The following is a 19,937-nucleotide window of genomic DNA, read 5'->3' on the forward strand; positions in this document are numbered from 1 at the left end:
CCTCTGCGCCTCTGTGGTTGCATTTCTTCAGCTTGCGGAGCCCCCATGACCTATACCCCCGTCTGCAGCGTCGACGACATCCTTCCCGACACCGGCGTCGCGGCCCGCGTGGGCGGACGCCACGTGGCCGTCTTCCGCGTCGGCCCCGACCGCTTCCATGCCATCGACAACATCGACCCGCGCTCCGGCGCCAGCGTGCTGGCCCGCGGCCTCGTGGGCAACCTGGGCGAACGCATCGTCGTCGCCTCGCCGCTCTACAAGAACCACTTCGACCTCGCCACCGGCGAATGCCTGGAGGCGCCCGAGCAGTCGGTGCGCGCCCATGCCGTGCAGGTGCGCGACGGCCGCGTGCTGGTCGCATTGAACTGAACAAACCCAAAGGCGAGAGGAGACAAACCATGGCCTACGTCGTCCCGACCGAGTTCGTCACCAGGATGGTGGACGCCGGCGAATCCAAGCTGCTGATGTCCACCCGCGACACGCTGATCCGTGCCTACATGGCCGGCGCCATCCTGGCGCTGGCCGCGGCCTTCGCCGTGTCGGTGAGCGTCAACACGGGCAACCCGCTGCTCGGCGCCGTGCTCTTCCCGGTGGGCTTCATCCTGCTCTACCTGATGGGCTTCGACCTGCTCACCGGCGTGTTCACCCTCGTGCCGCTGGCCGTGCTGGACAAGCGGCCCGGCGCGACCTGGGGCGGCGTGATGCGCAACTGGGGGCTGGTGTTCGCCGGCAACTTCGCCGGCGCGCTCACCGTGGCCGTCTTCATGGCCATCATCTTCACCTTCGGCTTCAGCGAGGCGCCCAATGCCATCGGCCAGAAGATCGGCACCATCGGCGAAGGCCGCACGGTGGGCTACGCGGCCCACGGCGCGGCCGGCATGCTGACGCTCTTCATCCGCGGCGTGATGTGCAACTGGATGGTGTCCACCGGCGTGGTCGCGGCCATGATGTCCACCTCGGTCTCGGGCAAGGCCATCGGCATGTGGATGCCGGTGATGGTGTTCTTCTACATGGGCTTCGAGCACAGCATCGTCAACATGTTCCTGTTCCCGTCGGGCCTGATGCTGGGCGGCAAGTTCACGCTGATGGACTATTTCATCTGGAACGAGATCCCGACCGTGCTTGGCAACCTCGTCGGCGGCCTGACCTTCGTGGGCCTGACGCTGTACTCGACCCACTACAAGACGGCCCCCAAGCGAGTGCTGAACTGATGACGCTGCGACTGGCGGTCGGCCAACACTCCGACGCCGGCCGCAAGCCGCTGAACCAGGACTTCCACGGCGTCGCGCAACCCACCGACGCGCAGCGCCGCGCCCGCGGCATCGCGCTGGCCGTCGCCGACGGCATCAGCAGCAGCCCGGTCAGCCAGGTCGCCAGCGCCGCCGCCGTGCGCGGCTTCCTGGAGGACTACTACGGCACGTCCGAAGCGTGGACGGTGCGCCGCGCCGCGCACGGCGTGCTGTCGGCCACCAACGCCTGGCTGCACGCCGAGAGCCAGCGCGGCGAGGGCCGCTTCGACAAGGACCGCGGCCACGTCTGCGCCTTCAGCGCCCTCGTCTTCAAGGGCCGCGAGGTGCACCTGCTGCACGTCGGCGACACGCGTGTCTACCGTGTCCATGCCACGGCGCTGGAGCAGTTGAGCCAGGACCACCGCGTGCGCGCCTATGGAGGCCCCACCTACCTCGGCCGCGCGCTGGGCCTCAGCGCCCATCTCGACATCGACCACGCCAGTTGGCCCACGGAGGTCGGCGAGACCTTCCTGCTGGCGACCGACGGCGCCTACGACTACCTGGACGCCGCGCTGGTGAACGACGCGCTGGCCCGCCACGGCCCCAACCTGCAGGCTGCAGCGGAGTCGCTGGTGGCCGAGGCGCTGGCGCGCGGCAGCGAGGACAACGCGACCCTCATGCTGGCACGCGTCGACGCCCTGCCCCGCGACATCGCGCCGCCCGTCGACCGAGACGGTCTGCGCCTGCCGCCGAGGCTGTCGCCGCGCCAGGCCTTCGAGGGCTACCGTGTCGTGCGCGAACTGCAGCACACGGCGCGCAGCCAGGTCGTGCTGGCCGTGGACGACGCCGGCCGTGAATGGGCGCTCAAGCTGCCGACCGCCGAGCTGGCCGGCAACGCCCGCGAACTGGACCGCTTCGCGCGGGAGGAGTGGGTGGCGCGGCGCATCGACAGCCCGCACGTCGTCAAGGCTGCGCCGGCCGAGAAGAAGCGCGAACACCTGTTCACCGCCGTCGAGTTCATCCACGGCCAGACGCTGGCGCAGTGGATGACCGACCACCCCCGGCCCGGCCTGGACGAGGTGCGCGACATCGCCGGGCAGGTCGCCCGCGGCCTGCAGGCGCTGCATCGCAAGGAGATGCTGCACCAGGACCTGCGGCCCGAGAACCTCATCATCGACCGCCACGGCACGGTCATCCTCATCGACCTGGCCTCGGCCCATGTGGCCGGCTTGAGCGAAGGCCTCGGTGACGCCCGTGCGCTGGAGCTGGCCGGGACGCTGCAGTACACGGCGCCGGAATACTTCACCGGCGACGGCGGCTCACCCGTGGCCGAGCTGTTCTCGCTGGCCGTGCTGGTCTACCAGATGCTGACCGGCGCCCTGCCCTACGGCCTGCAGGTACCGCAGGTGCGCGGCGCGCGCGACCTGCACAAGCTGCACTACGTGCCGCTGCGCACGCGCAGGCCGGACCTGCCGGAGTGGCTGGACCGCGTGCTGAGAAAGGCGCTGCAACCCCAGGCAGCGCGGCGGCAGCAGGCGCTGTCGGAGTTCGTGCACGACCTGCACGAGCCGGGGCCCGAGTTCCTGGCGCGCGACCGCACGCCGCTGGCGCAGCGCCACCCCCTGCTGTTCTGGCGCGCCGCGACGGTGGCGCTCGGCCTGGCCACGCTGGTGCTGCTGGGCTTGCGCGCGACCGGCCGTTAGCAGCACAGCCGCCGCGCGCAAGGGCTCACACGTCCAGCCCCAGCTCCTGGATCTTGCGGGTGATGGTGTTGCGCCCGATGCCGAGCTTCTGCGCGGCCTCGATGCGGCGGCCGCGGGTGATGTCCAGCGCCGTCAGGATGAGCTGGGCCTCGAAGCGCTTGGTGAGGGCGTCCCAGACCTCGGGCTCGCCGGCCAGCAGCCGGGCACGGGCATCGGCGGCCATGTCGGCCAGCCAGCCTTCGCCGCTGCTGGTGCTGACGGGCGGCGCCGGCGCCGCTGCGGGCACGGCCACGACGCCGGGCGGCGGGGCCGGCGCCGGGGAAGGCGCGGCGACGTAGCCTGGCTGGAGCTCGTCGGGCAGGTCCTTGGGCTCCACCACCTGGCTGGGCGCCATGACGCTGAGCCAGTGGCAGATGTTCTCGAGCTGGCGGACGTTGCCCGGGAAGTCGAACTGCGTCAGCACGGCCAGGGCGGCGTCGCTGAGGCGCTTGGGCTCGACGCCCAGCTCGGTCGCGCTGCGCTGCAGGAAGTGGCGGGCCAGCGAGGGAATGTCCTCGCGGCGCTCGCGCAGCGGCGGCAGGCGCAGCCGGATGACGTTGAGGCGGTGGAAGAGGTCTTCGCGGAAGGCGCCCTGGCGCACCCGCTCCTCCAGGTTCTGATGGGTGGCGGCGATGACGCGCACATTGCTGCGCAGCGGGCTGTGCCCGCCGACGCGGTAGAACTGGCCGTCCGACAGCACGCGCAACAGCCGCGTCTGCAGCTCGAAGGGCATGTCACCGATCTCGTCGAGGAAGAGGGTGCCGCCGTCGGCCTGCTCGAAGCGGCCTCGCCGCGAGGCCTGGGCGCCGGTGAAGGCGCCGCGCTCGTGGCCGAAGAGTTCGCTCTCCAGCAGGTCCTTGGGGATGGCTGCGGTGTTGATGGCGACGAAGGGGCCCTCGCCGCGCGGGCTGTGCTTGTGCAGCGCGCGGGCGACCAGCTCCTTGCCCGAGCCGCTCTCGCCGGTGATGAGCACGGTGACGTTGCTCTGCGAGAGCCGGCCGATGGCACGGAAGACGTCCTGCATGGCCGGTGCCTGACCGAGCATCTCGGGCACCTGGGCGGCGGCTTCCTGCTCGCCGGCCTCGCGCTGGCTTTCCTCTTGCGCTCGACGGATGAGTTCGACGGCGCGCGGCAGGTCGAAGGGCTTGGGCAGGTACTCGAAGGCGCCGCCCTGGAAGGCGGAGACCGCGCTGTCGAGGTCGGAGTAGGCCGTCATGATGATGACGGGCAGGGCCGGCAGCCTGGCCTTGACCTTGGCCAGCAGTTCCAGCCCCGAGCCGCCCGGCATGCGGATGTCGGAGACGAGCACCTGAGGTGAATCGTCGTCGAGGGCGGCGAGCATGTCGCGTGCGTTGCTGAAGCTGCGCACCGGCAGGCCCTCGCGGGCCAAGGCCTTCTCGAGCACGAAGCGGATCGAGTGATCGTCGTCTACAACCCAGATGGATTTCATTCGGTTCCTCAACCGCGCCGGCGGGCTCGTGACCTCAGGGCAGCGGAATCGTGATTCGGAAATTCGTCAGGCCCGGTTCGCTCTCGCAATCGATCATGCCCTGGTGTTGCTGGGCGATCGTCTGCGCGAGCGTGAGGCCGAGCCCCGAGCCGCCCTCCCGCCCCGATACCAGCGGGAAGAAGATGCGGTCCCGGATCTCGGCGGGGACGCCGGGACCGTTGTCCTCGATATGCAATTCCAGTGCCAAGCGCCAGCGTTGCTTGCCTATCGTCACCTGGCGCGCCACCCGCGTGCGCAGCACGATCTCGGCGTCGCCGGCGGCGATGCGCGAACTCAAGGCTTGAGCGGCGTTCTGGACGATGTTGAGCACCATCTGGATGAGCTGCTCGCGGTCGCCGCGGAAGTCGGGCAGCGAGGTGTCGTAGTCGCGGGGGATGCTCAGGCCCCGGGGATGCTCGATGAGCACCAGGGCGCGCACGCGCTCGCAGATCTCGTGGATGTTGACGTCGCCCACGACCTGGGCGCGGCGGTGGGGCGCCAGCAGCCGGTCGACGAGGCTTTGCAGCCGGTCCACCTCGTGGACGATGACTTGCGTGTACTCGTTCAGTTCGGCGTGGCCGTCCTGCAGTTCCAGCGCCAGCAGCTGCGCCGCGCCGCGGATGCCGCCCAGGGGGTTCTTGATCTCGTGGGCCAGGTTGCGCGTGAGCTCCTTGGTGGCCTGCACCTGGTCGAGGTTGCGCTCGTCGCGGTCCTGGCGGGCCTGCTGGGCGATCTCGATGAGCTCCACGAGGACGCGCGGCGTGCCGTCTTCGGCCGCATCCATTTGCGAGACGATGACGTGCACGGGCAGGCCGTCTTCATGAGCCCAGGCGCCGCGGCGCAGCAGGGCGTCGAAGCGGCTGCTGGAGTAGTGGTTGGCAGCCACGCCGGCGAGCGTCTCGAGCAGGCGCTGGGCGTCGTCGAACCAGTCGGCCAACTGGGCCTTTTGCACCGTGCGGCGCGACAGCCGCATGCCGTTCTCGAAGGCGGCGTTGGCGAAGAGGCATTCGCCGTCTGCGCGGGCGACCACCACCATGGTGGCCAGCAGGTCGAGGCCGGCGAACTCGGCCGGCAGCAGGGGGGTATCAGTCATGGCGCTTGGAGTCTCCCGCAGCGCCCGGCGCTTCAGGAGGGCAGTTTGGCGATCTCGCGTTTGAGGGCCTGCACGTCGGCCTCGTAGCGGGCGATGCTGTCCTTGAGCTCGGCCATGCGGTCGAGGTATTTCTGGTAGTTGCGCTCGTCGCCGCGGCGCTCGCCCTGGCCGTTGTTGAATTCCTTCTGGGCGGCGGACAGGCGCTCCTCGGCCTGGCGCAGTTCGGCCTGCAGCACGCGGCGGCGCTCGTCGTCGCGCAGGCGCTGCTGCTGGGCGTCGACACGGCTTTCAGCACCGCGGGCTCCGTCGATGCCCGCCGCCGCATTGCCGGCGCGCGGCCTGACCGACTGCACGACGGTGATGGGCGTGCCCTCGATGGTGCGGCAGCCCTTCTCGCTGGCTTCCTTGGCGGAGAGGGCATCGGTGTAGAGGACCGGCGGCCCCGGGCAGCGATAGACCGTGCCCTGCGCTTGCGCGCCCAGGCTTGCCACGACGAGCAGCGGTGCCAGCAGTCGATTCATGCAGACATTGTGGCTCAGGCCGAGCCATGAAAAAGGGGCCGCGCGGGCGGCCCCTTTCAAGGGATGACGAGGCAGCGAAGGTGCTGCCCATGGCCATCACAGCGCGTAGTACATGTCGAACTCGACCGGGTGGGTCGCCATGCGGAAGCGGGTCACTTCCTGCATCTTCAGCTCGATGTAGGCGTCGATGTAGCTGTCGGTGAACACGCCGCCCTTGGTCAGGAAGGCGCGGTCCTTGTCCAGGTACTCGAGGGCTTGGTCGAGGCTGTGGCAGACGGTCGGGATCTTCGCGTCTTCCTCGGGCGGCAGGTGGTATAGGTCCTTGGTGGCGGCTTCGCCCGGGTGGATCTTGTTCTCCACGCCGTCCAGGCCGGCCATCAGCAGGGCGCTGAAGGCGAGGTAGGGGTTGGCGGAAGGATCGGGGAAGCGCGCCTCGATGCGGCGGCCCTTGGGGTTGCCGACGTACGGAATGCGGATCGAGGCCGAGCGGTTCTTGGCCGAGTAGGCCAGCTTGACCGGGGCTTCGAAGCCGGGGACCAGGCGCTTGTAGCTGTTGGTGCCGGGGTTGGTGATGGCGTTCAGCGCACGGGCGTGCTTGATGATGCCGCCGATGTAGTACAGCGCGAACTCGGAGAGACCGGCGTAGCCGTCACCGGCGAACAGGTTCTTGCCGTCCTTCCAGACGGACTGGTGAACGTGCATGCCGGAGCCGTTGTCGCCCACCAGGGGCTTGGGCATGAAGGTGGCCGTCTTGCCGTAGGCGTGGGCGACGTTGACGATGATGTACTTCTGCAGCTGCAGCCAGTCGGCGCGCTGGACCAGCGAGCTGAACTTGGTGCCGATTTCCATCTGACCCGCGTTGGCCACTTCGTGGTGGTGCACTTCGACGGGGATGCCCATCTGTTCGAGGATCAGGCACATCTCCGAGCGCATGTCCTGGCCGCTGTCGACCGGGGGCACGGGGAAGTAGCCGCCCTTGACGGTGGGACGGTAGCCGCTGTTGCCGTGCTCGTACTCCTTGGCGGAGTTCCAGGCGCCTTCCTCGGATTCGATCTTGAAGAACGAGCCGGACATCTCGTTGCCCCAGCGCACGCTGTCGAAGATGAAGAACTCGGGCTCGGGACCGAAGTAGGCGGTGTCGCCCAGGCCGGAGGCCTTGAGATAAGCCTCGGCGCGCTTGGCCAGCGAGCGCGGATCGCGTTCATAGGCCTTGCCGTCGGCGGGGTCGACGACGTCGCAGGACAGGATCAGCGTCGGCTCTTCGAAGAAGGGGTCGATGTTGGCGGTGTTCGGGTCGGGCATGAGCAGCATGTCCGAGGCCTCGATGCCCTTCCAACCGGCGATCGAGGAGCCGTCGAAGGCGTGACCCGACGTGAACTTGTCTTCGTCAAAGGCGGACACGGGCACGGAGACGTGCTGTTCCTTGCCACGGGTATCGGTGAAGCGGAAGTCGACGAACTTGACTTCGTTCTCCTTCACCATGTTCATCACATCGGCGACGGTCTTGGCCATCAATAGCTCCTAGCGGGATCGAGGGGTGGTTTGCCGCCGCGGGCGCACGCGCGCACACGGCCAACGGGGGAAATCAAAGCAGGTTGCATGCCAGCGTGCACCGACATGGGTAGCGACCGTGCAGCGCCGAGCATTATGGTGGCGGCGGGATGACCGGGGGCTGACGTTCGCCGATGGCCGGCCACTAACGCACCAACTCAGTGCTAATCGATGCACCAAACAGGATCACGCCCCGTTTCAGAGCATCGTAGGCGTTGGCCAGGTGGTTGGGCGAGCCCTTGACGCCCAGCTCGATGCAGCGTCCCCACTGCGGGTGGTCGACGCTCGGCAGGCTGAAGACCTTGATGCCGGGGAATTCCGCCTCGACCGATTCCATCAGCGGCGTGAGGCTGGCCTCCATGGCGCCCTGCACGATGAGGGAGCGCTCGATGACGCCGACCTGGCGATGCAACTGGGGGTAGCGGTCCAGCACCCAGGCCATCATCGGGTGGGCCATGACGGGGAAGCCGGGCACGAAGTGCACATTCCCGACATGGAAGCCCGGAATCTTGTTGTACGGGTTGGGCACGATGCCGGCCCCTTCGGGGAAGACGCCCATCTCGAAGCGGCGCAGGCTGTCGGGCTCGTCGGGCGTGACGGTCTTGCCCTGGTCGGCCGCCATCTGCTGGATGCGCTGCCAGATCAGCTCGCGCGCCTCGGGGTGCAGGGCCAGGGGCCGCCCGAGCGCCGCGGCGGCGGCCTGGCGGGTGTGGTCGTCCGGCGTGGCGCCGATGCCGCCGCAGCTGACGACCAGGTCGCCGCTGGCGAAGGCGTCGCGCAACCGTGCCGTCAGCTGGGCGCGGTCGTCGCCGAGGTATTGGGCCCAGGCCAGCTGCATGCCGCGCTCGCCCAGCAGTTCGATGAACTTGGCGAGGTGCGAGTCCTGGCGCTTGCCGGACAGGATCTCGTCGCCAATGATGATCAACCCAATTTGCATCGGTATCTCAGCTTTCGATGAGGACGGCGGATTCGGCCACAGGCTCCGCCGCGCGCCGCGCCTGCAGGGCCGCCAGCCCGTAGTGCGCGAACCAGGCGGTCGAGAAGGCGAAGACGAGCGTGTACAGCCAGATGGCCAGCAGCACCACGAAGGGCGCGAAGATGATGCCGGTGATGCCCGAGATGGCCCAGATCAGCGACGGCGCCGCGCCCAGGTAGCCGCACACCACGCCCATGGCCAGCATGGGCAGGCGATGCTCGCGCAGCAGGGCATGGCGCTCCTCGGCGGAGGCATGTTCGGCGAGCACGTCGAAGCCGAAGACGCGATAGGTCAGCCAGCCCCAGATCAGCGGCGGCAGCACCATCACCAGGGGCGGCACCAGCCACAGCGGCATCGACAGGACGATGAGCACCAGGGCGACCAGCGTCGCGCCGAGCGAGGCCGCGACGCTCTGCAGCAGCGTGCCGCCGCGCTTCTTCTCCAGCAGCGGGAAGCGGCGCTCAGCCACCAGGCGGACGATGGCGGGCGTCATGCACAGGGCCACGAGCAGCAGGCTGAGCAGCACCACGACCGGCAGCACGCCCGCCAGCACGAGGATGGCGGCCAGGGCACTGCGCAGCGACTGCCAGCCCATGGCGTCCAGCCATTGCAGCAGGCTCTCCACCAGGCGCCAGCTCTCCAGCGTGGCCCGCACGCCGGCGATGGACGCCTCCCAGAAGAAATACATGAAGCCGAACACCAGCACCCCGCAAATGACGAGGGGCAGCAGCGACAGGCCGATGACCCGCGGATGCAGGCAATAGGCGACGGCGCGCCAGAAGGCGTCGATGAGGCCCTGCATCAGGCCTGTCCTCGCAACGACGCGGCCAGGCGTGTGAGGCCCAGCCACTGCTGGCGCCAGAAGCCGCGCCCATAGTCGCGGCCACCTTCCTCGGGCAACTGGTCGCGCACGCCGGTGGCATCGAAGCGGGGGGAGAAGTCGGCAGTGCGGAACAGCATGTCCCAGACGGGCAGCAGGATGCCGAAATTGTGGCCGCCCAAGGTGCCGCGGCCCAGCGACTCGTGGCCGATGCCGATGCCGTGGTGCAGGCGGTGGAAGCGCGGGCTGATCAGCAGCCGCTCGCCGACGCGGCCGAAGCTGATGCGCGCATTGGCATGCTGCAGGCTCTCGTGCAGCTGGGTGATGACGGTGATGGCGACGAACTGGCCGGGCTCAACGCCGATCAGGCGCGCCAGCAGGGCGAAGACCGTGGCGACGATGACGTCATCCAGCAGGTGGCTGCGGTTGTCGCTCCACATCGTCATCTGGCGCTGGCTGTGGTGCAGGCTGTGCAAGGCCCACCACCAGTCGAACTGGTGCTGGGCGCGGTGCAGCAGGTAGCCGACGAAGTCGAACACGACCAGGTACATCAGCAGGCTGACCCAGCCGATGTCGGTGACGCCCGGCCACAGCGCGTCGAGCTGCCAGGTCGGCAGGCCGGCCAGGCGCAACTGCCCGGCGACGGCATCCCAGGCCGGCTCGATGCTGAAGAACATCGCCAGCCGCACGAGGCCGAGCCGGTGGATGAGGGTGTAGACGACGTCGGTGCGCACGGCCGCGCGGTCGGTCACGGGCTCGACCGGCCAGCGCTTTTCCAGCAGCCGGATGCCCAGCAGCAGCACGGCGACCTGGATGAAACCGAGCAGCAGCCAGCGCGTGGCGTCGAAGGCGTCTTCCAGCAGGTTGCCGAAGCCCAGGTTGAAGACGATGGGCTGCACGACGTTCTCGTACAGCGCCAACTGGGCGGCGTCGAAGGCGTTGGCGATCCAGTCGATCACGGCTTCTTGGGTTCCGGCGTCTTGAAGAGTGGGGCGTAGCGCGGATGATCGCGCAGCGGCGCGAAGCATAGGCCCCGCTGCTCCAGGCCGGTCATCAGCGGCTCCAGCACCGCAGGCGCCCAGGGGTCTTGCCGCTCCCAGATGCCGAGGTGGGCGAGCAGGATGTCGCCCGGCTTCACGTCGCGCAGGGCCTTCTCCAGCAACTGGGCATTCGGGTGGCTCTGGCTGGGCAGCTCGTCGCCCAGGAAGCCTGCATGGCTCCAGCCGACGTGGGCGAAACCGCAGGCCTTGGCGGCATTCAGCAGGGCCGGGGAGGTGCGGCCGGCCGGCGCCCGGAAGATGGGGCCGAGCGGCTTGCCCGTCATGGCCGTGAAGCGATCGGCCACCTTCTTCAGGCTCTCGCAGTACTGCTCGGGCGTCAGCTCGCGCACCACCGGCGGGTTGACGCCGGCCTGGGTTCGAACCTTGAAGCGCACCACCTTGCCGTCGGCGTCGAGCACGTCGGCCATGAAGATGTCGTGGTCCCAGGTGTGGGCGCCGAAATCGTGGCCCTCGGCCGCGCGCTCGCGCCACCACGGCGCCCAGGTCTCGTCCAGCGTCGTGCCGCCGGCCTGCGTGGGCTCGTTGGCGAGGAAGAAGGTCGCCTTGGCGTTGTGCTTCTTCAGCGTCTCCGCGACGAGGGGCGCGACGCCCATGTGGCCGGTGTCGAAGGTGAGGTAGACCGGCTTGTCGCAGGGCGGCTGGGCTGTCGCCGTCGTCACGCCTAAAGCGATGATCAGGGCATTCCAGCGGCGGGCCGAGCGCTGGGCCGCTCCCGAGCCGGCCCGCAGGCGACGTGCTTGCGGTTTGATGCCGCAAGCATCGCCGTCCCCGCGGGGCACCGACCGGGCGCGACCGCGTTCAGCGAGGCGAGGCTGGGCGAGGGGCTTCACTGGCGCGGCTGGTGGTCCAGGGTCCAGATGCCGTGCGGCGACTTGCCGACCTTGACCTGGCGCACCACCTTGTGGGCGGCCGTGTCGATCTCCGTCAGCTTGCCGGCCCAGCGCGAGGTCACGAGCAGGGTCTTGCCGTCGCCCAGCACCTCCATGTCGTCCGGGCCCGCCGGACCGGGGAACTGGTCGACGACGGTGAAGGTGGTGTAGTCGATCTTGCTGATGGTGTTGCCGGCACGGTTGCTGACCAGCACGTGGCGCTTGTCGCCCCAGCCGCGGAAGGAGTGGCAGCCGTCGCCGGTGGGTATGCGCTTGACGAGCTGCGGCGCCTTGCCGGAGACGTCCCAGACCTCGACGAAGCGGTCGCCCGTCAGCGCGACGAGCAGGGTCTTGTCGTCGGGCGTCAGGAAGATGTCGGCCGGCAGCTTGCCCACCGGTTGCTTCCAGCGCACGGTCTGCGTGGCCAGGTCGATGGCCAGCAGCTCGCTGCTGTCCTGAAGGCTGGCATACACCACCGTGCTCTTGCTGTCGATGTTGAGGTGGCTGGGCGTCTTGGGCGCGGGGAACTGCTTGACCAGTTGCAACGGCTCCTTGGCCTCGCTGCCCTGCCAGCGGTACAGGCTGACGTAGTCCAGCCGGTTGGAGGCGGTGACGAACCACTTCATGTCCGGCGAGAAGCGCAGGTGGTAGGGGTCGGAGATGCCGCGCACCACGCGCTGGACCTCGGCGGTGCGCGGGTTCAGGAAGGTCAGCGAGTCGCCCAGGGCGTTGGCGACGATGAGGGATTTCTCGTCGGGCGACAGGTAGAGGTGGTGGGGTTCCTTGCCCGTCGGAATGCGCCTCACGACGGCGAAGCTGGCGGGGTCGATCACCGAGATGTCGGCGTCCAGCGAGTTCAGCACGAAGATCGGTGGCCGCGCCTGCTGGGCCTCGGCTCCGAAGGCCGCCAGGAATCCCAAGACCACCGCCCAACTGCGCAACATCCCGCTCTCCAAAGGAAAGGGCGGCCCCTTGCCGCCCTGCCCTTCGAGTTTACCCGGGGGGTCTTGCGCACCCCTGTCCCAGGTCAAGCCGGACGCGAATTACGCATGGCCGGCCAGCCCTTTACACAGGCACACAGTTCACCGCGTCACCGGGCGGTTATTCGTCGTCGCCGCCCAGGATGCTGCCCAGCAGGCCGCCACCGGCGAAGCCACCCAGGACCGAGCCCTCTTCCTTGTGCCCGCCCATCTGGGGCGCCGCCGCGAAGATGCGCGAAGCCAGTCGCGAGAACGGCAGGCTCTGCAGCCACACCTCGCCCGGGCCGGTCAGCTTGGCCAGGAAGAGGCCCTCGCCGCCGAACAGGGCCGTCTTGATCTTGCCCACGTACTGGATCTCGAAATTGACGTTGGGCGTGTAGGCCACGACGCAGCCGGTATCCACCAGCAAGGTCTGCCCCGGCTGCAGGCTGCGGCGCACGATGGTGCCGCCGGCATGGACGAAGGCCAGACCGTCGCCGTCGAGGCGCTCCATGATGAAGCCCTCGCCGCCGAAGAAGCCGGTGGAGAGCTTCTGCTGAAAGGCGATGCCCAGGGACACGCCGCGGGCCGCGCAGAGGAAGGCGTCCTTCTGGCAGATCAGCGTGCCGCCGAGCTGGCGCAGGTCCATCGCGATGATCTTGCCCGGATAGGGCGCGGCGAAGGCCACGCGCTGCTTGCCGGTGCCATGGTTGGTATAGACCGTCGTGAAGAGGGACTCGCCCGTCAGCAGCCGCTTGCCGGCGCCCAGCAGCTTGCCGAGGAAACCGCCCTGGCTGGCCGAGCCGTCGCCGAAGACGGCGTCCATGCCGATGGCCGAATCCATGAAGAACATCGAGCCCGCCTCGCCGATGGCCGCCTCGCCGGGATCGAGCTCGATCTCGACGAACTGCATCTCGGAACCCTTGATCTCGTAATCCACCACATCCATGGCCATGAAGCGCTCCCGCTCAAAAAAACGGGTCGCATGATAGCCACGGCCAAAGCCAGCCGCCTTAATTTCTGTATTGACAGAAATTTCAGTCGGAGTACGCTTGCGGCTATGGAACTCACCGACATCGCCCGCCGCTTCATCGTCCACTGGGGCGAGATGGGCTCCAACTGGGGCGTCAACCGCAGCGTCGCGCAGATCCACGCCCTGCTCTTCGTCCACGGCCGGCCCCTGCATGCCGAAGACATCGCCGAGACCCTGGCCCTGGCCCGCTCCAACGTCAGCAACAGCCTCAAGGAGCTGCTGAACTGGCGGCTCATCCGCGTGACCCACCTGCTCGGCGACCGCCGCGACTACTACGAGACCTCGGGCGACGTGTGGGAGCTGTTCCGCACCATCGTGCGCGAGCGCAAGGAGCGCGAGTTCGATCCCACCGTCGCGCTGCTGCGGGAGCTGTCCGCCGACCCGGCCCTCGACCGCGAGCCGCCCGACCTGCAGGACCGCCTGCGCAGCACGCTGGACTTCATGCAGACGCTGGGCAGCTGGACCGACGAGATGCTGCGCTTGTCCCCGGCCACGCTGGAAAAGATCCTCCGGCTCGGGGCCCAGGTGCAGCGGTTCGTGCGGCCCGGCGAGGGCACCGAGGCGGCTGCCCCGGCGCCGATCTTCCCCGTCACGCCGCCCATGCCTCCCACGGGTTGACGAGGCTCTTTCGGCCTCTTTTTTTGCCCGTTTATTTCACTTCAGACAGAAATAACCGCCATGACTGCAATAACACCTCAAGTCCATACCGTCTATTACGACGGCGCCTGCCCGCTCTGCCGCGGCGAGATCGCCATGCTCATGCAGCGCAACACCGCCGGCCTGCTGGAATTCGTCGACATCGCCGCACCCGGCTTCGACCCGGCGCCGCTCGGCGTCGGCATGCCCGCCCTGCTCAGCCTCATGCACGTGCGCCGCCCGGACGGCAGCTGGCTGGTCGGCGTTCCAGCCTTCCAGGTCATGTACGCCGCCACCGGTTTCCAACGCGTGGCGCGCTGGCTCGCCCGCCCCTGGGCGGCGCGTGTCGCGGCGCGGGCCTACCCGTGGATCGTGCGCAACCGTTACCGCCTGCCCCATGCCCTCGTGCAGGGCTTCTTCCGCTTGCAGCAGCGCTCCTGCCGCGCCGACGGCGCCTGCGACATGCGCTGACCCCTTCGCCGCCGCTTTCAACCCAGGAGACCGTCATGTCCGAACTGAATCTCGCGTTGACCCTTGGCGCCGCCATCCGCTGGGCCTGAGCCATGAAGATCCTCGTCGTCGGAGCTGGCGGCTTCATCGGCCGCCATGTCTGCCAGGCCCTGCAGGCCGTCGGGCACGAACCCGTGCCGGCCAGGCTGCGGCCGGTCACGCAATGGGACCGGCCCGCCGCCTGGGCCCCGGGCCTGAACGGCATCGACGGCGTGGTCTACGCCGCCGGCTGCCTGCGCGACAGCAGGGATGGCGTGGCGGACCTGCTGGACCTGCTGCACCACCGCGCGCCCGCCGCCCTGGCCGATGCCTGCGATGCGGCCGGCATCCGCCGCCTCGTCCACGTGTCGGCCCTGTGCGGCGGCGTGAGCGCCTACGCCCGCAGCAAGCACGCGGGCGAAGTCGCCCTCGCGGGGCGCGCCGCCGTCGTCCGGCCCAGCCTGGTGATCGGGCCGGGCGGCGTGAGCAGCCGGATGCTGGACCGCCTCGCCCGTCTGCCCTGGCTGCCGCTGCCGGCCGCGGTGGCGCGCTGCCGGGTGCAGCCCATACGCGTCGAAGACCTGGCCGAAGGCATCGTCGCCTTGCTCGCGACGCCCACGCTGGCGCCCTGGGTGGCCGTGGGGCCCGAAGCGGCCAGCATCGCCGACTGGATCGCCCGCCGCCGTGTCGCCCGCGGCCTGCCGGCGCCGCGGCGCATCCAACTGCCCGAGCCCCTCACGCGTGCCTCGGCCCGCCTGGGCGACCTGCTGCCCCTCGGCCCCTGGTGCAGCACCGCGCTGGAGTTGCTGGCCCATGACAGCACGGAGGCGTCGACGACAACGCCGGCCGCGCGGCCGCTGCGGGACGTCCTGGAAGGCGCCTGGGCATGAAGGCATCCGTCGCCCGCCTGTCGCTGGTGCTCCTCTGGTGGGGCACCGTCGTGGCCAGCCTGCATGACGGCGGCGCGGCGGGCGTCGCCCTGCTCCGCCAGGCCACCGGCATGGGCGCAGCCCCGGCCCTGGCCCTGGTGCTGGCCGGCTGCGCCTGGGACGCCGCCGTGGGCCTGCTATTGCTCGTGCGTCCCGGCGTCCTCGCCTACCGCCTGGCCATCGCGGGCGTGATCGGCATGACGGGGCTGGCCACGCTCCTGATGCCATCGCTGTGGCTGGACCCTTTCGGCGCCCTGCTCAAGAACCTGCCGGTGCTGGCGCTGCTGCACCTGCTCACCCCGGAGACGCCAGCGCGATGAACACCTACCTGATCGTCAAGTGGCTGCACGTCGTGTCGAGCGTGCTGCTCGCCGGCACGGGCTTCGGCTCGGCCTTCTACCTGTTCTTCACCAATCGCAGCCCCAGCCTGGAGGCGCGCGCCGTCGTCGCCCGGCTGGTCGTGCGGGCGGACCTGTGGTTCACGACGCCGGCCGTCATCGTGCAGCCGCTGAGCGGCATCTGGCTGGCGCACACCGCCGGCTGGCCGCTGTCCACGCCCTGGCTCGCCGCGTCCCTCGCGCTCTTCCTCTTCGCCGGGGCGTGCTGGCTGCCGGTGCTGTGGCTGCAGTTGAAGATGGCCCGCGAGGTCGAAGCAGCCCTGGCCGAGGGCCGGCCGCTGTCCGCTCGATACGACCGTTGGCAGCGCGCGTGGGAAGCCCTCGGCTACCCGGCATTCGCGGCCATGCTGATCGTCTTCTTCCTGATGGTGAACAAACCCTCGCTCTGAGAAAAAAACGGCCTCCCGCAAGGCAGGGAGGCCGTTCGAGGGCCGGGCGCCGGAAGGCGTCAGCCCATGTGCAGGCCACCGTTGCAGGAGAAATCGGCGCCGGTCGTGAAGCCGCTGTCCTCGCCCGCCAGCCAGGCGACCACCGAGCCGATCTCCTCGGGCGTGCCCAGACGCTTGACCGGGATGGTCGCGACGATCTTCTCGAGAATCTCGGGCTTGATGGCCTTGACCATGTCGGTGCCGATGTAGCCCGGGCTCACGGTGTTGACCGTCACGCCCTTGCTCGCCAGCTCCTGGGCCAGGGCCATGGTGAAGCCGTGCATGCCGGCCTTGGCGGCCGAGTAGTTGGTCTGGCCGGCCTGGCCCTTCTCGCCGTTGACCGAGCTGATCTGGATGATGCGGCCCCAGCCCTTTTCCACCATGCCCGGCACGACCTGCTTGGTCACGTTGAACATGGAGTTCAGGTTGGTGTCGATGACGGCCTTCCAGTCCTCGGGCGTCATCTTCAGGAACATGCGGTCGCGGGTGATGCCGGCGTTGTTGACCAGCACGTCGATGGCGCCATGCTCGGAGATGGCCTTCTGGAAGGCCTCGACCGTCGAGTCCCAGTCGGCGACGTTGCCGACCGAGGCGTAAAAGGTGTAGCCCAGGGCCTTCTGCTCGTCCAGCCACTTGGTGAAGTCGCGGCTCGGGCCGCAGCCCGCGATGACCTTGAAGCCTTCCTTGTGCAGGCGCTGGCAGATGGCGGTACCGATGCCGCCCATGCCGCCGGTGACGTATGCGACTTTCTGGCTCATGGTGTGTCTCCTGTTGTGGTTGGGTGAGGGTATCAGCGCTCAACGGTCAGGGCCACGCCCATGCCGCCGCCGATGCACAGCGAGGCGATGCCCTTCTTCGCATCGCGCCTGACCATCTCATGCAGCAGCGTGACCAGCACGCGGCAGCCGCTGGCGCCGATGGGGTGGCCCAGGGCGATGGCGCCGCCGTTGACGTTGACCTTGCTCGTGTCCCAGCCCATTTCGTTGTGCACGGCGCAGGCCTGGGCCGCGAAGGCCTCGTTGATCTCCAGCAGGTCGAGGTCGGCGGGCTTCCAGCCGGCGCGCTCCAGCGCCTTGCGGGCGGCGGGCACGGGGCCCATGCCCATGTAGGCCGGGTCGAGCGCGGCGCTGGCGTAGGAGGCGATGCGGGCCAGGGGCGTGAGGCCGAGCTGGGCGGCCTTGGCTGCCGTCATGACCACCACGCCCGCGGCGCCGTCGTTCAGGCCGGAGGCATTGCCAGCCGTCACGCTGCCGGCCTTGTCGAAGGCGGGGCGCAGGCCGGCAAGGGCTTCGGCATTGGTCTTGCGGTTGATGAACTCGTCGGCCGCGAAGACGACGGGGTCGCCCTTCTTCTGCGGGATGCTGAAGGGCACGATCTCGTCCTTGAAGCGGCCAGCGTCCTGGGCGGCAGCGGCCTTCTGCTGCGACGCCAGCGACAGGGCGTCCTGCTGCTCACGGGTGATGCCGTACTTCTTGGCCACGTTCTCGGCGGTGATGCCCATGTGGTACTGGTTGTACACGTCCCACAGGCCGTCGACGATCATGGTGTCCACCATCTTCCAGTCGCCCATGCGCTGGCCGTCGCGGGAGCCGTTGAGCACGTGGGGGCTCATGCTCATGCTCTCCTGGCCGCCGGCGATGACGATCTCGCTGTCGCCGTCGCGGATGGCCTGGGCGGCCAGCATCACGGCCTTCAGGCCCGAGCCGCAGACCTTGTTGATGGTCATGGCGGGCACCGCCTGCGGCAGGCCGGACTTGATGACGGCCTGGCGGGCCGGGTTCTGGCCCACGCCGGCGGTCAGCACCTGGCCGAGGATGACCTCGCCGATCTGGTCGCCCGCCAGGCCGGTGCGGCGCAGCAGGTCCTGGATGACGGCGGCGCCCAGCTCGCTGGCGGGCGTCTTGGCGAGGGTGCCCCCGAACTTGCCGATGGCGGTGCGCGCTGCGGCGACGATGACGATCTCTTGCTTGCTCATGGTTCGGTTTCCTTTCAGGCTTTGACTTTGACGTAGCGGCCAGGCGCGGGCTCGATGGCCTTGTATTTGCGGTTGCCCGGGGCCTTGGGAGCCGCCTTGGCGGCGCCGGCATGCGAGGCCAGCCAGGCCGACCAGTCCGGCCACCAGCTCCCCGGGTGCTCCGTGGTGGTCTTGAACCAGGCCTCGGGGTCCGCCGGCAGGGCGGCGCCCTTGGCGATCCAGTGGCTGCGCTTGGGCGGCTTGCCCGGCTTGGGCGGCGGGTTGATGACGCCCGCGATGTGGCCCGAGGCTCCGAGCACGAAGCGCCGCTTGCCCTTGAGCAGCTGGGTGCTGCGGTAGGCCGCATGCCAGGGCACGATGTGGTCCTCGCGCGAGCCGTAGATGTAGACGGGCGACTCGATGGCGCCGAGGTCGACCTGCTCGCCGCAGACGGTCAGCTTGCCGGGCTGCTTCAGCTCGTTCTGCAGGTAGGTGTGGCGCAGATACCAGCAGAACATCGGCCCGGGCAGGTTGGTCGAGTCGCCGTTCCAGTAGAGCAGGTCGAAGGGCGGCGGCGCCTCGCCCTTGAGGTAGTTGCCGACGACGTAGTTCCAGACCAGGTCGTTGGGCCGCAGGAAGCTGAAGGTCGTGGCCAGCTCCTGGCCGTGCAGGAGCTGCGGGCCCTGGGGCGCCTCGGCGCCGAGGGTGGCCTCGCGCAGCCGCACGCTGGCTTCGTCGATGAAGATGTCCAGCACGCCGTTGTCGGTGAAGTCCAGCAGCGTGGTGAGCAGCGTGACGCTGGCGGCCGGCTGCTCGCCTCGCGCAGCCAGCACGGCCAGGGCGGTGGCGAGGATGGTGCCGCCGACGCAGAAGCCCAGCGTGTTGATCTGGTCCTGGCCGGAGATCTCCTGCGCCACGCGGATGGCCTGGATGGCGCCGCTGTCGATGTAGTCGTCCCAGCCCAGGTGCTTGACGGACTCGTCCGGGTTGCGCCAGCTGACGACGAAGACCCGGTTCCCCTCGGCCACGGCATAACGGATCAACGAGTTATCGGGCTGCAGGTCGAGGATGTAGTACTTGTTGATGCAGGGCGGCACCATCAGCAGCGGCCGGGCCTTGACCTGCGCCGTCAGCGGCGCGTACTCGATGAGCTGGAAGAGCTCGTTCTCGAAGACGATGCTGCCGGCGGTGGTGGCCACGTTGCGACCCACCTCGAAGGCGCTCTCGTCGGTCTGCGAGACGTGGCCGCGCTGCACGTCGCCCCACAGGTGCTGCAGGCCGCGTGCAAGGGTTTCGCCATGGCTGTCGAGGGCGAGCTTCTGGGCCTCGGGGTTGAGGGCGAGGAAGTTGCTCGGCGAGGCCGCGTCGACGAACTGCTGCACGGCGAAGCGGATGCGCGCCCGCGTCTTGTCGTCGGCCTCCACGGCCGCCGCCATCTGCTGCAGCGCACGGCCGTTGAGCAGGTAGAGCTGGGCCATGAAGTGGGCCGCCGGGTTGGCTCGCCACTCGGGTGCGGCGAAGCGCCGGTCGCCGGGCGACCCCGCATCGCCCTGGCCGAGCGAGGCATTCCACAGCGCGGTGGCCTGCTTGAGATAGTCCGCCTGCAACTCGGCCAGCGTCGCAGGCGGGATCTGCGGCAGATGGGCCATCTGCTGCATCAGGTCCGCGAAGGCCTGGCCCTCGACCGGGGGCGACGTGTCGTTCTTCTTGCGATGGGCCATGGGTCTCCTCGGATCCTTCCTCCTGGGCGGGCCTGTACC

Annotated in this window: 21 protein-coding genes; 8 read left to right on the plus strand and 13 right to left on the minus strand. The window is 69.1% G+C overall.

Translation table 11 applies throughout. From position 1 onward, the window contains the following. Positions 1–45 precede the first annotated feature (45 nt). From nirD to LXT12_RS02735, 3 genes are read left to right on the plus strand one after another with little or no spacing between them, the layout of a single operon-like run. Entirely contained in the window at positions 46–369 is a 324-nt protein-coding gene (gene nirD / locus LXT12_RS02725) for a nitrite reductase small subunit NirD (RefSeq protein WP_233389200.1), read from the plus strand. A gap of 29 nt (positions 370–398) precedes the next feature. Continuing rightward, a complete protein-coding gene (locus LXT12_RS02730; protein ID WP_233389202.1) occupies positions 399–1,211 on the plus strand; it encodes a formate/nitrite transporter family protein in 813 nt (270 codons plus the stop codon). Further along, entirely contained in the window at positions 1,211–2,932 is a 1,722-nt protein-coding gene (locus tag LXT12_RS02735; protein WP_233389204.1) for a bifunctional protein-serine/threonine kinase/phosphatase, read from the plus strand. The genes LXT12_RS02730 and LXT12_RS02735 overlap by 1 nt, the downstream gene beginning before the upstream one ends. A gap of 25 nt (positions 2,933–2,957) precedes the next feature. Here the strand turns inward: LXT12_RS02735 and ntrC are convergent, their stop codons facing one another. The 10 genes from ntrC to LXT12_RS02785 form a co-directional block, all read right to left on the minus strand. Further along, the gene (gene ntrC / locus LXT12_RS02740; protein ID WP_233389206.1) at positions 2,958–4,421 is read right to left on the minus strand and encodes a nitrogen regulation protein NR(I); all 1,464 of its coding nucleotides are present in this window, start codon (positions 4,419–4,421) and stop codon (positions 2,958–2,960) included. A 34-nt stretch (positions 4,422–4,455) separates the two neighbouring features. Beyond that, on the minus strand, positions 4,456–5,553 hold the full coding sequence (glnL, locus tag LXT12_RS02745; protein WP_233389208.1) for a nitrogen regulation protein NR(II): 1,098 nt from the start codon (positions 5,551–5,553) through the stop codon (positions 4,456–4,458). 32 nt (positions 5,554–5,585) lie between these two features. Beyond that, positions 5,586–6,074 (minus strand): hypothetical protein, encoded by a 489-nt coding sequence (locus LXT12_RS02750; protein ID WP_233389210.1) that lies wholly within the window; start codon positions 6,072–6,074, stop codon positions 5,586–5,588. A gap of 96 nt (positions 6,075–6,170) precedes the next feature. Then, on the minus strand, positions 6,171–7,586 hold the full coding sequence (gene glnA, locus LXT12_RS02755; protein WP_233389212.1) for a type I glutamate--ammonia ligase: 1,416 nt from the start codon (positions 7,584–7,586) through the stop codon (positions 6,171–6,173). A 184-nt stretch (positions 7,587–7,770) separates the two neighbouring features. Next, a complete protein-coding gene (locus LXT12_RS02760; protein ID WP_233389214.1) occupies positions 7,771–8,562 on the minus strand; it encodes a competence/damage-inducible protein A in 792 nt (263 codons plus the stop codon). Positions 8,563–8,569: 7 nt separating this feature from the next. Next, positions 8,570–9,403, minus strand: a complete 834-nt coding sequence (locus LXT12_RS02765; protein WP_233389217.1) for an EI24 domain-containing protein — start codon at positions 9,401–9,403, stop codon at positions 8,570–8,572. Next, positions 9,403–10,377, minus strand: a complete 975-nt coding sequence (locus LXT12_RS02770) for a sterol desaturase family protein (protein ID WP_233389689.1) — start codon at positions 10,375–10,377, stop codon at positions 9,403–9,405. Before LXT12_RS02770 ends, LXT12_RS02765 begins: the two co-directional genes overlap by 1 nt. Beyond that, a complete protein-coding gene (locus LXT12_RS02775) occupies positions 10,377–11,141 on the minus strand; it encodes a polysaccharide deacetylase family protein (RefSeq protein ID WP_349255001.1) in 765 nt (254 codons plus the stop codon). Before LXT12_RS02775 ends, LXT12_RS02770 begins: the two co-directional genes overlap by 1 nt. Positions 11,142–11,308: 167 nt before the next feature. Further along, positions 11,309–12,295, minus strand: coding sequence for a YncE family protein (locus tag LXT12_RS02780; RefSeq protein WP_233389219.1), 987 nt, complete (start codon positions 12,293–12,295; stop codon positions 11,309–11,311). A 157-nt stretch (positions 12,296–12,452) separates the two neighbouring features. Beyond that, complete coding sequence (locus LXT12_RS02785; protein ID WP_233389221.1) at positions 12,453–13,265, minus strand: TIGR00266 family protein; 813 nt, start codon at positions 13,263–13,265, stop codon at positions 12,453–12,455. 105 nt (positions 13,266–13,370) lie between these two features. Between LXT12_RS02785 and LXT12_RS02790 the strand changes: the two genes are divergently transcribed. The 5 genes from LXT12_RS02790 (at position 13,371) to LXT12_RS02810 (ending at position 16,184) form a co-directional block, all read left to right on the plus strand. Continuing rightward, positions 13,371–13,961 carry a GbsR/MarR family transcriptional regulator gene (locus LXT12_RS02790; RefSeq protein ID WP_233389224.1) on the plus strand — a complete coding sequence of 197 codons (591 nt, stop codon included), beginning with the start codon at positions 13,371–13,373 and terminating at the stop codon, positions 13,959–13,961. A 60-nt stretch (positions 13,962–14,021) separates the two neighbouring features. Continuing rightward, a complete protein-coding gene (locus LXT12_RS02795; RefSeq protein WP_233389226.1) occupies positions 14,022–14,450 on the plus strand; it encodes a thiol-disulfide oxidoreductase DCC family protein in 429 nt (142 codons plus the stop codon). A gap of 92 nt (positions 14,451–14,542) precedes the next feature. After that, the gene (locus LXT12_RS02800; RefSeq protein ID WP_233389228.1) at positions 14,543–15,358 is read left to right on the plus strand and encodes an NAD-dependent epimerase/dehydratase family protein; all 816 of its coding nucleotides are present in this window, start codon (positions 14,543–14,545) and stop codon (positions 15,356–15,358) included. Then, positions 15,355–15,717: a DoxX-like family protein gene (locus LXT12_RS02805; protein ID WP_233389229.1), complete on the plus strand. Its 363-nt coding sequence runs from the start codon at positions 15,355–15,357 to the stop codon at positions 15,715–15,717. Before LXT12_RS02800 ends, LXT12_RS02805 begins: the two co-directional genes overlap by 4 nt. Continuing rightward, positions 15,714–16,184 carry a DUF2269 family protein gene (locus LXT12_RS02810; protein WP_233389231.1) on the plus strand — a complete coding sequence of 157 codons (471 nt, stop codon included), beginning with the start codon at positions 15,714–15,716 and terminating at the stop codon, positions 16,182–16,184. The genes LXT12_RS02805 and LXT12_RS02810 overlap by 4 nt, the downstream gene beginning before the upstream one ends. 59 nt (positions 16,185–16,243) lie before the next feature. On the opposite strand, the gene phbB is transcribed toward LXT12_RS02810, so the two are convergent. From phbB to phaC, 3 genes are read right to left on the minus strand one after another with little or no spacing between them, the layout of a single operon-like run. Further along, positions 16,244–16,981: an acetoacetyl-CoA reductase gene (phbB, locus tag LXT12_RS02815; RefSeq protein ID WP_233389233.1), complete on the minus strand. Its 738-nt coding sequence runs from the start codon at positions 16,979–16,981 to the stop codon at positions 16,244–16,246. Positions 16,982–17,013: 32 nt separating this feature from the next. Further along, a complete protein-coding gene (locus LXT12_RS02820; RefSeq protein ID WP_233389235.1) occupies positions 17,014–18,198 on the minus strand; it encodes an acetyl-CoA C-acetyltransferase in 1,185 nt (394 codons plus the stop codon). Positions 18,199–18,212: 14 nt separating this feature from the next. Then, positions 18,213–19,835, minus strand: coding sequence for a class I poly(R)-hydroxyalkanoic acid synthase (gene phaC / locus LXT12_RS02825; protein ID WP_233389694.1), 1,623 nt, complete (start codon positions 19,833–19,835; stop codon positions 18,213–18,215). Positions 19,836–19,937 lie beyond the last annotated feature (102 nt).

It is taken from the genome of Pelomonas caseinilytica (genome assembly GCF_021353235.1).
GTDB lineage: Bacteria > Pseudomonadota > Gammaproteobacteria > Burkholderiales > Burkholderiaceae_C > Pelomonas > Pelomonas caseinilytica.

Bases quoted from the DNA above. Each gene is read 5' to 3' on its own strand.
- nirD (WP_233389200.1), top strand. From the start codon at position 46: ATGACCTATACCCCCGTCTGCAGCGTCGACGACATCCTTCCCGACACC.
- LXT12_RS02730 (WP_233389202.1), top strand. From the start codon at position 399: ATGGCCTACGTCGTCCCGACCGAGTTCGTCACCAGGATGGTGGACGCC.
- LXT12_RS02735 (WP_233389204.1), top strand. From the start codon at position 1,211: ATGACGCTGCGACTGGCGGTCGGCCAACACTCCGACGCCGGCCGCAAG.
- ntrC (WP_233389206.1), bottom strand. From the start codon at position 4,421: ATGAAATCCATCTGGGTTGTAGACGACGATCACTCGATCCGCTTCGTG.
- glnL (WP_233389208.1), bottom strand. From the start codon at position 5,553: ATGACTGATACCCCCCTGCTGCCGGCCGAGTTCGCCGGCCTCGACCTG.
- LXT12_RS02750 (WP_233389210.1), bottom strand. From the start codon at position 6,074: ATGAATCGACTGCTGGCACCGCTGCTCGTCGTGGCAAGCCTGGGCGCG.
- glnA (WP_233389212.1), bottom strand. From the start codon at position 7,586: ATGGCCAAGACCGTCGCCGATGTGATGAACATGGTGAAGGAGAACGAA.
- LXT12_RS02760 (WP_233389214.1), bottom strand. From the start codon at position 8,562: ATGCAAATTGGGTTGATCATCATTGGCGACGAGATCCTGTCCGGCAAG.
- LXT12_RS02765 (WP_233389217.1), bottom strand. From the start codon at position 9,403: ATGCAGGGCCTCATCGACGCCTTCTGGCGCGCCGTCGCCTATTGCCTG.
- LXT12_RS02780 (WP_233389219.1), bottom strand. From the start codon at position 12,295: ATGTTGCGCAGTTGGGCGGTGGTCTTGGGATTCCTGGCGGCCTTCGGA.
- LXT12_RS02785 (WP_233389221.1), bottom strand. From the start codon at position 13,265: ATGGCCATGGATGTGGTGGATTACGAGATCAAGGGTTCCGAGATGCAG.
- LXT12_RS02790 (WP_233389224.1), top strand. From the start codon at position 13,371: ATGGAACTCACCGACATCGCCCGCCGCTTCATCGTCCACTGGGGCGAG.
- LXT12_RS02795 (WP_233389226.1), top strand. From the start codon at position 14,022: ATGACTGCAATAACACCTCAAGTCCATACCGTCTATTACGACGGCGCC.
- LXT12_RS02800 (WP_233389228.1), top strand. From the start codon at position 14,543: ATGAAGATCCTCGTCGTCGGAGCTGGCGGCTTCATCGGCCGCCATGTC.
- LXT12_RS02805 (WP_233389229.1), top strand. From the start codon at position 15,355: ATGAAGGCATCCGTCGCCCGCCTGTCGCTGGTGCTCCTCTGGTGGGGC.
- LXT12_RS02810 (WP_233389231.1), top strand. From the start codon at position 15,714: ATGAACACCTACCTGATCGTCAAGTGGCTGCACGTCGTGTCGAGCGTG.
- phbB (WP_233389233.1), bottom strand. From the start codon at position 16,981: ATGAGCCAGAAAGTCGCATACGTCACCGGCGGCATGGGCGGCATCGGT.
- LXT12_RS02820 (WP_233389235.1), bottom strand. From the start codon at position 18,198: ATGAGCAAGCAAGAGATCGTCATCGTCGCCGCAGCGCGCACCGCCATC.
- phaC (WP_233389694.1), bottom strand. From the start codon at position 19,835: ATGCAGCAGATGGCCCATCTGCCGCAGATCCCGCCTGCGACGCTGGCC.